We start from the raw sequence: 11,802 nt of genomic DNA on the forward strand, positions 1-11,802 counted from the left end.
TGCTGGCATGACCCGCGTCACCCAGCGTCGCCGCGTCACCAGGCTCAGCGCCGACGGTGGCGTGCGTGAGCGACCGGACACGCTCGCTGGGGAGGAGCCGTTGGAGATCCGCGTCAACGGCACCTCCCTGTCCGTGACGATGCGCACGCCGGGCAACGACTTCGACATGGCCGTCGGCTTCCTGCACGGCGAGGGTGTGGTCTCGACCTGGTCGGACGTGCAGCGGATCGACTACCGATCGGGGATCGGTGCAGACGGGCTGCGCGACTACAACGTCGTCAACGTCGAGCTCGTGGAGGGCGTCCCGCCGCCGGACGCCGGGCTGGAGCGTCACGTCTACACTTCCTCCTCCTGCGGGGTCTGCGGAACCGCCTCGATCGAGGCGGTGAAACGGACCGGGGTGCACGGCGCGATCGTCGACGACACCACCTTCGCGCTGTCGCAGCTGCTGGCGCTGCCGGGTCAACTGCGCGAGTCGCAGGCGGTGTTCGACAAGACCGGTGGCGTGCACGCGGCGGGGCTGTTCGTGCCCACCGCGGACGGCGGGCTCGAGCTGGCCTGCCTGCGCGAGGACGTGGGGCGCCACAACGCCGTCGACAAGGTCATCGGCTGGGCCCTGCGCGAGATCGGTATGCCGTTGCGCGGCACCGTCATCCAGGTGTCCGGCAGGGCGTCGTTCGAGCTGGTCCAGAAGTCCGTCCTGGCCGGTATCCCGATGTTGTCCGCGGTGTCAGCACCCTCGTCGTTGGCGGCCGACCTGGCGCAGGAGTCGGGGATGACGCTCATCGGCTTCAACCGGGGCACCTCGCTCAACGTCTACACGCAGACCCAACGGGTGCGCGTCGAGGCTGTGGACGGCTGAGCGGAGAGGTGGGTGGCACCGCATACCCTGAAGCCGTGCCCGACTTCCCCGACCTGACGACCCTCCTCGACGCCGCGGTCCGCGCCGTGGGCGGGGCTGACCGGCCGGGACAGGTGCAGATGGCCCAAGCCGTGGAACGTGCCGTGGAGCGGGAGGAGCACCTGCTCGTGCAGGCCGGGACGGGCACCGGCAAGTCGCTCGCCTACCTGGTGCCGGCGATCGCGCACGCGTTCCGCACCGGTAAGCCGGCGATCGTCGCCACCGCCACCCTCGCCCTGCAGGCACAGATCGTGGACCGGGACCTGCCGCGGATCGCTGAGGCGCTCGCGCCGCTGCTCGGGCGGCGCCCGACGTTTGCGCTGGTCAAGGGCCGCTCCAACTACCTCTGCCAGCACAAGCTGGTCGGCGGATTTCCTGAGGACGACGAAGCGGCGCTGCTCTCCCTCGGATCGGTGGACCGGGAGCGTTCCAGGCTGGGCGATGAGGTCACCAGGCTGCGTGAGTGGGCCGAGCTCACCGAGTCCGGCGACCGCGACGAGCTGGTGCCGGGCGTGAGCAACCGTGCCTGGCGGCAGGTCTCGGTCAACGCGCACGAGTGCCTGGGCAGCCGGTGTCCGATGGTGGCCGAGTGCTTCGTCGAGCTCTCCCGTGAGGCGGCCAAGGAGGTCGACCTCATCGTCACCAACCATTCCTTCATGGCCATCGATGCCTTCGAGGGACGGTTCATGCTGCCCGAGCACGACCTGCTCGTCGTGGACGAGGCCCACGAGCTCACCGACCGGGTCACCTCGACGATCACCGACGAGCTGACCTCGTCCTCGGTCTCAGTGGCCGCACGTCGTGCCGGCAAGGGTGAGGCGGCGGCGCGCCTGGAGGAGATGACCGACCTCCTGGCAGACGTGCTCGCAGACCTGCCGGACGGCAAGCTCACCGCGCTGCCCGAGCGGCTCGTCACCACTTTGCAGCTCGTCCGCGACGCTGCCCACGCGACGCTCTCCGAGATCAAGCCGGACAAGGGGGCGGAGGTCGACGGAGCCAAGCAGATGGCCCTCGCGGCGGTCGACGACGTCCACGACGTCACCTCCCGGGTGCTGGAGGAGCGCGACCTGGACGTCGTGTGGGTCAATCACGACCAGCGCCGCGGCGCGGTCCTGCGCGTCGCCCCGATGAGCGTGGCGATGATGGTGCGCGAAAAGATCTTCCAGGAGCGCACCGTCGTCCTGACGTCCGCCACCCTGGAGCTCGGCGGCTCCTTCGATGCAGTCGCGGGCACCATCGGGCTTCGCGGCGCGGGCTCGCCGCCGTGGGAGGGGCTCGACGTCGGGTCGCCGTTCGACTATCCGCAGCAGGCGATCGCGTATGTCGCCAAGCACCTTCCGCCGCCCGGTCGCGACGGCGCGCCAACGGTCGTGTTCGACGAGATCGAGGAGCTGGTCCGCGCGGCCGGTGGGAGGACGCTAGGGCTTTTTAGCTCACGCCGGGCTGCGGAGGCAGCTGCCGAGGAGATGCGCGCCCGCCTGGCCGACGACGGCATCACCGTGCTCTGCCAGGGTGATGACCAGCTGCCGACGCTGGTGCGCAGGTTCGCCACCGACGCGTCGACGTGCCTGTTCGGCACCCTGTCCCTGTGGCAGGGCGTGGACGTGCCAGGCTCCGCCTGCCAGCTCGTCATCATCGACCGCATCCCCTTCCCTCGGCCCGACGATCCGCTCTCCTCCGCCCGCACCGAGGCGATCTCCCGGATGGGCGGCAACGGCTTCATGGCCGTCTCAGCCACGCATGCGGCGCTCCGGCTCGCGCAGGGCGCGGGCCGACTGATCCGCCGCAGCGACGACCGCGGCGTCATCGCGTTCCTCGACTCGCGGATGATCTCCGCGCGCTACGCGTCGTTCCTGCAGAAGTCGCTGCCTCCCTTCTGGCCCACGACCGACCGGACGCTGGTGCTGCGCGCGCTCAGCACACTGGACGAGACCGCCTCCGACGTCGAGCCCGTCTTCGAGCCGGGTGCGCGCGGGATCGGTGGGGCACCGCTGGTCGGCCCCAGCGCCGCAGCGTCTGCGGCCGCTCAGGGCACGGTTCCGGTCGCCCGGTCTCCGCGCACCGCCGTGACCGGTGGCCACGCCTGGACGCAGGAGCAGGACGAGGAGCTGCGGGAAGGCCTCGCCTCCGCGGTCACCGTCGAGGAGCTCGCCGAGCATCTTGAGCTCGCTCCTGACCTGGTCACGGCCCGCGTCAACCAGCTCGGCCTGGTGTGAGCAGGACGGCGCACTGTCGGCGCAGCGTGGCAGGCTGAGCCCGTGACAGCGCCGTTGGAGTTCGCCCTCATCACGGGCCCTGAGGAGATCTACGCCGAACGAGGCGTGGACTCGGTCGTGGAAGCCGTGCGCTCGCTCGAGCCGGAGACCACCGTGGTCAAGCTCTATGCCGCGACCTATCAGCCCGGCGAGCTCCTGGTCCACGCCAGCCCGAGCCTGTTCGGTGGATGGACGGTCATCGTCGTCCACGACATGGACGAGGCCGACGACGCGCTCGTCGACGACCTGCTCAGCTATCTGGACCAGCCCGCCGACGGAGTCACCCTCGTGGTCCGGCACAAGAGCGGCAACCGCGGCAAGAAGGTGCTGGACACCTTCAAGAAGCGCAACGCTCGGCTGATCGAGGCCAAGGCGGTCAGAAGCGAGCGCGACAAACTGGAGTTCGTCAAGCACGAGTTCCGCACGGCCCGCCGCAGAATTCTCGAAGACGCCGCCCTCGCCCTCGTCCAGGCTATCGGCAAGGACATGCGCGAGCTGGCGGGTGCCTGCGCCCAGCTGATTCGTGACGTCGAGGGCAGCATCGACGTCCAGGACATCCACACCTACTACGGCGAGCGCATCGAGACCACCGCCTTCAAGGTGGCCGAGGCCGCGCTCCAAGGTGATGAGCGCGCGGCGATGGGCCTGCTGCGCCACGCCATGCTCGGGGGCCTGGACCCCGTGCCGATCGTCGCCGTGCTCGCGATGCAGCTCCGCCAGGTCGGCAAGGTCGCTTCTGCGGGCAGCGGCAACTCGGGCCAGGTCGCTCGCGACTTGGGCATGGCGCCATGGCAGGTGGACCAGGCTCGCCGCGTCGCCCAAGGGTGGGACGGCCCGCGGCTGGGTCGGGCGATCGAAGCCGTCGCCAGGGCGGACGTCGACGTCAAGGGTGGGCTTCGCACCGAGGCCTCCGTGCGCAGCCCGGAGTATGCCGTGGAGCGGGCCGTCCTGCAGGTGTGCCGCGCGCGGAATCCAGGCGGCGCATGAGCGAGCCGCGCCGGACGTTCTGGCACCTCGCGGAGCAGGTCCACTGGGACGCGGCCCTACGGTCGGGCCACTACGACCAGTCCACGCTGGGCGCGACGCTCCAGCAGGTTGGCTTCATCCACTGCTCCTACCCCGAGCAGCTCCCCGGCGTCGTCAAGCTCGTCTACTCGCGGGTCAGCGCCCCCCTGGTCGTCCTGGAGATCGACCCGGAGCGGTTGGCGGCCGCGGCGATCGAGGTCCGCGACGAGCCTGGTGACCCGCACCTGGGCGGGCCTAGCGCCGACAACCCCGCGCCGGAGCTCTTCCCGCACGTCTATGGCGCGCTCCCCGTATCGGCGGTCGCCCGCACCCGCCCCGCGGCGGTGGAGCGGGGCTGGCTCGACCTCGCGCCCTGGGCGGACACCCCATACCCGCAGGAGTAGCACCCCGAGAGCGACTCCCGAACGCGTGGATGGCTCTTCAGTCAATGACTCTGGGTCAGCAGTGGTAGCGGTCCTGGGGCCGGCAGGCCAAGATGAGGACGTGGACGACTTCCAGCCGGGAGGCGCGGTCCGGACCACGGCTTACGTCGCCGCCGTGAGCCGGGCCCGCGCGGCCTGGGCCGACCTGCTGCCCGATGAGCCCGTGCGGCTCGCCAAGGGCACCTCCAACCTGTTTCGACGCAGGGAGGACGTCACCGGCCCGCGGCTGCGACTGGATGGCCTGACTGGCGTCTTCGACCTCGATGAGGAGGCAGGCACGGCGCTGGTGGGCGGGTTGACGACCTACGAGCAGCTCGTGGAGGAGCTGCTCCCGCGGGGTTGGATGCCGCTGGTCGTGCCACAGCTGCGCACCATCACCATCGGCGGCGCGGTCGTGGGCCTGGGCATCGAGTCGACCTCCTTCCGCAACGGCCTGCCGCACGAGTCGGTGCTCGAGGCTGACGTGCTCACCGGCACCGGGGAAGTCCTCACGGCACGTGCCGGCGGAGCGCACCGCGACCTGCTGCGCGCGCTGGCCAACTCCTACGGGACGCTCGGATACTGCCTTGGCCTGGTCATCGAGCTCGAGCCGACGTCGCGGTATGTCGTGCTGAAACACGTGCGCGTCAGTGACCTGACGGCGTTGGTCGAGGTGATCTCGACGGTCATGGCGCAGCGCGAGCACGAGGGGGAGCAGGTCGACTTCGTCGATGGGGTCGTCTTCAGCGGGACCGAGGCCTATCTGACGCTGGGGCGGTGGGCGGAGACGACCGAGGGGATCGGGATTCCCAGCGACTACGGCGGTCAGCAGATCTACTACCGCTCGATCCAGCACCGACGCACTGACGTGCTCACCGCCAAGGACTACCTGTGGCGCTGGGACACGGACTGGTTCTGGTGCTCCCGGGCCTTCGGTGCACAGCAGCCCAGGATCCGGCGGCTCTGGCCTCGACGGCTCCGGCGCAGCGACGTCTACTGGAAGATGATGGCCTTCGAGCAGCGGCACGGGGTGGTCGAGCGCCTCCAGCGGTGGCGCGGGAGGCCGGAGGAGGAGCGCGTGGTGCAGGACGTGGAGATCCCGCTGGAGCGGACCGCAGAGTTCCTCACGTGGTTCCTGACCAGCCTCCCGATCCAGCCGCTGTGGATCTGCCCCGTGCGGCTGCGGGGTGAGCAGATCTGGCCGCTCTACCCGATGGAGCCGGGACAGGACTACGTCAACGTCGGCTTCTGGTCGGCGGTGCCGATCGAGCCGGGCGCCGAGCGCGGCGCGGTCAACGCGGCCATCGAGGCGAAGGTGAGAGAGCTGGGCGGGCACAAGGGCCTCTATTCGACGGCAACCTACGACGAAGAGACCTTCCGCCAGCTCTACGGTGGCGACGAATATGCGCGGGTCAAGGCGCGCTACGACCCTGATGGGCGTTTCCCGACTCTTTACGACAAGGTGGTGCGAGCCCGATGAGCAAGACGGCGGCGGAGATCTTTGCGCTGCTCGTCGGCCCAGAGGCCAACGTGCAGGTGGTGGCCTACGACGGGTCCCGCAGCGGTGACCCGAGCGCGCGGGTGCTCCGGATCGAGTCGGAACGCGCGCTGCACTACCTGCTCACGTCCGCCAGCAGCGAGCTCGGCTTCGCGCGCGCGTACCTGTCCGGTGACCTGGTCATCGAGGGGATGGACCAGGGCAATCCCTATGCCGAGATCACGCTGCTGCGAGAGGAGCTGGGGGTGACCACTCCCGGGCTGCGGAGCCTGCCCCGCCTTGCTTCCGCCTTCGCCGCGGTGCGACCCACCCCGCCACCGCTGCCACCGGAGGAGACGCCGTCCCGGGCCCGGCGCCTGCTGGAGGGTCGGCGCCACAGCCGGCACCGTGATGCGCTCGCAATCTCCCACCACTACGACGTGTCCAACAGGTTCTATGAGCTCGTGCTCGGCCCCTCGATGGCCTACACCTGCGCGATCTACCCCAGCGTCGAAGCGACGTTAGAGGAGGCGCAGTTCACCAAGCATGAGGTGATCTGCCACAAACTCGGACTGCAGCCTGGGATGCGGCTGCTCGACGTCGGCTGCGGGTGGGGCGGGATGGTGCGGCATGCGGTCCAGCATTTCGGCGTGACGGCCGTGGGGGTCACCCTCTCGCAGCAGCAGGCCGAGTGGGGGCAGGCCAAGATCGTGGAGCTCGGCCTGAGCGACCGCGCCGAGATCAGGCATGGCGACTATCGAGATATCACCGAGCGTGGCTTCGACGCCGTGTCCTCCATCGGCCTGACCGAACACATCGGGGTGGCGCGCTACCCCGCCTACTTCGGCTTTCTCCGGGACCGGCTCCGCGACGGTGGACGGCTGCTCAACCACTGCATCACCTGGACCGACAATCGGCACCAGCCGATGGCCTCGGCCGCCTTCGTCGAGCGCTACGTCTTCCCCGACGGCGAGCTGGCTGGCTCCGGCACCCTCGTTTCGTCGATCGAGGATGTCGGGCTGGAGGTGCGTCACCACGAAAACCTGCGCGAGCACTACGCCCTCACCTGCGCGGCCTGGAGCGACAACCTCAGCGCCCACTGGGAGGAGTGCGTGAGCGAGGCGGGCCCCGGCAAGTCTCGGGTCTGGGGTCTCTACCTGGCGGGTTCCCGCCTCAACTTCGAGCGCCGCGGTATGGAGCTGCACCAGATCCTGGCCGTACGCACCTCCCAGGCCGGTGAGTCCGGGCTAGGCACCGCGCGCATCGTGAGCTGAGGGACCGCGCAGTCTGGGAGGCCTGTGGCAGGGGTGACCGTCCGGTGTGGCAGGGGTGACCGTCCGGTGAGAGTTTGGGGTGGACTTGGGGGATGGGCGGTCGCGCTGGTAGATTTACGCGTTGCGTGCGTGCTCAACAGTGCGCACCACAGGCAGATCAGCAGCAGCATTATCAGCAGCATCGCGCACGGACCAGCCGCCAGGGCATCCCCACGCTCAATCCTGGGCCGTGCGTTCGTCGCCCTCACGACATCAGACCAACACTTCTGCAGGAAGAAATACTTCGTGGCAAACATCAAGTCCCAGATCAAGCGCGTCAAGACCAACGCCAAGCGCACCGAGCGCAACCGGGCTGCCAAGTCCGAGTTGCGCACGTGGGTCCGCAAGTTCCGCGAGGCTGCGGACAGCGGCGACGCCGCCAAGGCCTCCGATGCGCTCAAGCTGGCCTCCAAGAAGCTCGACAAGGCGGTGTCCAAGGGCGTTCTGCACGCCAACCAGGCCGCCAACAAGAAGTCAGCGATGGCCAAGCGCTTCAGCAGCATCGGCGCCTGAGACCAACGGCGACGCAGGCTCACCAGCCCGCGCAGCAGGATCCGCTGCAGGCGCCCCCTGCCCTGATCTGATCAGGGCAGCAACGGGCGCCTGCGGCGTATCCGCTAGACTTATCGCCATCATGACGACCCGTTGCGTGCTTACGCAGCCGCGCTGAACGACGCACCACCCAGCGCGGCGGACCCCTCCTGATCGAGAGGGGTTTTTTTGTGCACAAGGACATCTTCGACAGGCCAGGACAGGACGAGGACGATGAGCGAGCGCACCCCGGAACACCGGTACACCGCTGAGCTGGCGGGGCAGATCGAGGCCCGCTGGCAGGACCGCTGGGAGTCCGAGGACACCTTTGCCTCAGCCAACCCGGCCGGGCCGTGGGCGGCGCCGGACGATCCGCGCCTGAAGAAGGGCCACACCATCGTCATGGACATGTTTCCCTACCCGTCGGGGGCCGGGATGCATGTCGGACACCCCCTGGGTTATCTCGCGACCGACGTCTACAGCAGATTTCTGCGCACCACCGGCCAGAACGTGCTCTACACGATGGGCTTCGACGCTTTCGGGCTGCCGGCCGAGCACTACGCCGTACAGACCGGTCAGCACCCGCGCGTCACCACCGAGGCCGCGATGGCCACCTACCGACGCCAGATGCGGATGATCGGGCTGTCCCACGAGCAACGACGCGGCTTCGCCACCATCGACCCTGACTACTACCGCTGGACCCAATGGATCTTCACTCAGATCTTTGAGTCCTGGTATGACGAGTCCGCGCCCGCGCGGCGCGGGTCAGGGACCGGCAGGGCGCGTCCGATCAGAGACCTGGTCACGCAGTTCGAGGGGGGCGAACGCTCGACCCCGGATGGTCGCGCGTGGGCCGAGCTCACCGCCCGCGAACGATCAGACATCCTGGATCAGCACCGGCTTGCCTACGTCTCGGCGGCACCGGTCAACTGGTGTCCTGGTCTGGGCACGGTGCTGTCCAACGAGGAGGTCACCGTGGACGGCAAGTCCGAGCGCGGCGACTTCCCCGTCTTCAAGCGCAATCTGAGCCAGTGGAAGATGCGCATCACCGCCTACGCCGATCGACTGGTTGACGACCTGGACCGGCTCGACTGGCCGGAAAAGGTCCGGCTGATGCAGCGCAACTGGATCGGGCGGTCCTTCGGGTCAGACGTCACCTTCGGCTCGATCCCCACCGTGGACGGCGGCACCACCGGCCTGGAGATCTTCACCACCCGGCCGGACACGATCTTCGGTGCCACCTTCATGGTCGTCGCGCCCGAGCACCCCGTGCTGGCGCAGATCGTCCCGCCCGCCTGGCCCGAGGGCACCCACCCGGCCTGGACCGGTGGCGCGGCCGACCCGCGCACGGCGGTGTCGACATACCAACGAGAAGCCTCGTCCAAGAGCGACCTCGAGCGTGAGCGGCACGACGCCAAGCACAAGACCGGGGTCTTCACCGGCGCGTGGGCGACCAACCCGGTCACCGGCACTGCGCTGCCGGTGTTCGTGGCCGACTACGTGCTGATGGGCTACGGCACCGGCGCGATCATGGCGGTGCCGGGGCAGGACCAGCGGGACTGGGATTTCGCCAAGGCTTATGAGCTGCCGATCATTCGTACGGTCCAGCCGACCCCCGAGCACCCCCAGGACGAGGCGTTCACGGGCGAGGGCCCGGCGATCAACTCGGTCACTGACGGGTTGAGCCTGGACGGGATGGGCGTGGCCGAGGCCAAGGAGGCGACGATCGCCTGGCTGGAGGAGCAGGGGGTCGGGACCCGGCAGGTCACCTACCGGTTGCGGGACTGGCTCTTCAGTCGGCAGCGTTACTGGGGTGAGCCTTTCCCGATCGTCTGGGACGCTGACGGCATCGCGCACTCAGTGCCCGATGCGATGCTGCCGGTGAAACTGCCGGAGGTGCCGGACTACAGCCCGCGGACCTTCGACCCGCAGGACGCGCAGTCCTCGCCCGAGGCGCCGCTGGCGCGCGCGGGCGAATGGGTCGAGGTCGACCTTGACCTGGGGGAGGGCCTGGGTGTGCAGCGCTATCGCCGAGAGACCAACACCATGCCCAACTGGGCTGGCTCGTGTTGGTACCACCTGCGCTACCTGGATCCAGCCAACACCGAGGCGCCCGTGGACCCGGCCGTCGAGAGCTACTGGATCGGCCCGCGACCGGCACCGGTCGCCAGCGCGCCACCCGGTGCGACGGACCCCGGCGGTGTCGACCTGTATGTCGGTGGGGTCGAGCATGCCGTGCTGCACCTGCTCTACGCCCGCTTCTGGCACAAGGTGCTCTTCGACCTGGGTTATGTCTCCAGCGAGGAGCCGTTCCGCCGGCTGATCAACCAGGGCATGATCGAGGCCTACGTCTACCGTGACCAGCGCGGTTTCCCCGTCCCCGCAGCCGAGATCGAGGAGCACCCGTCCACGGACGGTGGCGCCTCGACCTACACCTGGAAGGGCGAGCCCGTCACTCAGGAGTACGGCAAGATGGGCAAGTCGCTCAAGAACGTCGTTACCCCTGATGAGATGTGTGAGCAGTACGGCGCGGACACCTTCCGCGTCTACGAAATGTCGATGGGGCCGCTGGAGCAGTACCGCCCGTGGGAGACCCGCGCGGTCGTCGGCTCCCAGCGCTTCCTGCAGCGGCTGTGGCGCAACGTCATCGACGAGGAGACCGGGGAGGTCGCCGTCGTCGACGACGCGATGGCCGAGGCGACCGACAAGGCGCTGCACAAGACGATTGAGGGCGTGCGCGCCGACTTCGCGGCGCTGCGGACCAACACCGCGATCGCCAAGATGATCGAGCTCAACAACCACCTGACCAAGCTGGACGTCGTGCCGCGTGCCGCCGTCGAGCCGCTCGTGCAGATGGTCGCGCCGGTCGCGCCGCACCTGGCAGAGGAGCTGTGGTCGCGGCTGGGGCACGCGGACTCGCTGGCCTACGAGCCGTTCCCGGTGGCCGACCCGGCCAAGTTGGTCGAGGACACCGTCACCGCGATCGTGCAGGTCAAGGGCAAGGTCCGGGACCGGTTGGAGGTGCCGGCCGACATCGACGCGGCGTCGCTGGAGGCGCTGGCGCTGGCCAGTCCCAAGGTGGTGGCGATCATTGACGGAGCGCCGGTGCGCAAGGTCATCGTCCGGGCCCCCGGCCTGGTCAACGTGGTCGTCTGAGGAAGAGCGCGATGTTGCGATGACTGTCCACGTGATCACTGACACCACGTCCTGCCTGTCCACGGAAATGGCCAAGCGGGCGGGGGTGACGATCGTGCCGCTGCACGTGAGCGTCACTGGACGCCGGACCTTTGAGGCGCGCGAGATCACGCCTGGCGAGGTCGCGGAGATCATGACCAAGGGCAAGGAACGGGTGTCGACGTCGCGGCCCTCGCCGGGGGAGTTCGTCGCGGCTTACCGCAACGCGGCGGCACGGACCGGCGCCGACCGGCTGGTGTCGGTCCACCTGTCCTCGTCGGTGAGCGGGACGGTCGAGGCTGCCGAGCTTGCCCGTGACGAGCTGGCTGGGCAGATCGAGGTCGAGGTCGTCGACTCGCGGGTCCTGGGGCTGGCGCTCGGGTATGCGGTGCGTGCGGGGGCAGGCGCAGCGGCCGCCGGGGCCAGCGTCGAGGAGGTGGTGGCGATCGTGCGCGCACATGCCGACGCGAGCCGGACCTGGTTCTACGTCGACACTCTCGAGCACCTGCGGCGCGGGGGGCGGATCGGCCGAGCTCAGGCCCTGCTCGGGTCCGCGCTGGCGATCAAGCCGTTGCTGACGATCCGGGACGGTGAAGTGCACCCCGCGGATAGGGTCCGGACCCGGGCCAAGGCGCTCGCCAAGTTGGTGGAGCACGCGGTGGCTGAGGTCGAGGCAGCACGCGAGGCCGAGGTGGAGGTGCGGATGGCGGTGCTGCAACTGGCC

At 69.2% G+C, this 11,802-nt stretch carries 9 protein-coding genes; all 9 read left to right on the plus strand.

Features of this window, described 5'->3' with window-relative positions; translation table 11 throughout:
- Positions 1–7 precede the first annotated feature (7 nt).
- Positions 8–862: a formate dehydrogenase accessory sulfurtransferase FdhD gene (fdhD, locus tag Q4P07_RS08235; protein WP_303374427.1), complete on the plus strand. Its 855-nt coding sequence runs from the start codon at positions 8–10 to the stop codon at positions 860–862.
- Between the two features lie 35 nt (positions 863–897).
- Positions 898–3,117 (plus strand): ATP-dependent DNA helicase, encoded by a 2,220-nt coding sequence (locus Q4P07_RS08240; protein ID WP_303374428.1) that lies wholly within the window; start codon positions 898–900, stop codon positions 3,115–3,117.
- 42 nt (positions 3,118–3,159) lie between these two features.
- Entirely contained in the window at positions 3,160–4,143 is a 984-nt protein-coding gene (gene holA, locus Q4P07_RS08245; RefSeq protein WP_303374429.1) for a DNA polymerase III subunit delta, read from the plus strand.
- Positions 4,140–4,565 (plus strand): DUF952 domain-containing protein, encoded by a 426-nt coding sequence (locus Q4P07_RS08250; RefSeq protein ID WP_303374430.1) that lies wholly within the window; start codon positions 4,140–4,142, stop codon positions 4,563–4,565. Before holA ends, Q4P07_RS08250 begins: the two co-directional genes overlap by 4 nt.
- Positions 4,566–4,665: 100 nt before the next feature.
- Complete coding sequence (locus Q4P07_RS08255; RefSeq protein ID WP_303374431.1) at positions 4,666–6,063, plus strand: FAD-binding oxidoreductase; 1,398 nt, start codon at positions 4,666–4,668, stop codon at positions 6,061–6,063.
- A complete protein-coding gene (locus Q4P07_RS08260; protein WP_303374432.1) occupies positions 6,060–7,334 on the plus strand; it encodes a cyclopropane-fatty-acyl-phospholipid synthase family protein in 1,275 nt (424 codons plus the stop codon). The genes Q4P07_RS08255 and Q4P07_RS08260 overlap by 4 nt, the downstream gene beginning before the upstream one ends.
- Positions 7,335–7,619: 285 nt before the next feature.
- The gene (gene rpsT, locus Q4P07_RS08265; protein WP_303374433.1) at positions 7,620–7,886 is read left to right on the plus strand and encodes a 30S ribosomal protein S20; all 267 of its coding nucleotides are present in this window, start codon (positions 7,620–7,622) and stop codon (positions 7,884–7,886) included.
- Between the two features lie 252 nt (positions 7,887–8,138).
- Positions 8,139–11,060 (plus strand): leucine--tRNA ligase, encoded by a 2,922-nt coding sequence (leuS, locus tag Q4P07_RS08270; RefSeq protein WP_303374434.1) that lies wholly within the window; start codon positions 8,139–8,141, stop codon positions 11,058–11,060.
- 19 nt (positions 11,061–11,079) lie between these two features.
- The coding region (locus Q4P07_RS08275; protein WP_303374435.1) for a DegV family protein at positions 11,080–11,802 on the plus strand (723 nt) is incomplete at its 3' end.

Origin of the sequence: Ornithinimicrobium sp. (assembly GCF_030537745.1) — a bacterium.
GTDB lineage: Bacteria > Actinomycetota > Actinomycetes > Actinomycetales > Dermatophilaceae > Ornithinicoccus.

Coding starts and splice junctions, on each gene's coding strand:
- Q4P07_RS08250 (WP_303374430.1), top strand. CDS start 4,140: ATGAGCGAGCCGCGCCGGACGTTCTGGCACCTCGCGGAGCAGGTCCAC.
- fdhD (WP_303374427.1), top strand. CDS start 8: ATGACCCGCGTCACCCAGCGTCGCCGCGTCACCAGGCTCAGCGCCGAC.
- Q4P07_RS08260 (WP_303374432.1), top strand. CDS start 6,060: ATGAGCAAGACGGCGGCGGAGATCTTTGCGCTGCTCGTCGGCCCAGAG.
- leuS (WP_303374434.1), top strand. CDS start 8,139: ATGAGCGAGCGCACCCCGGAACACCGGTACACCGCTGAGCTGGCGGGG.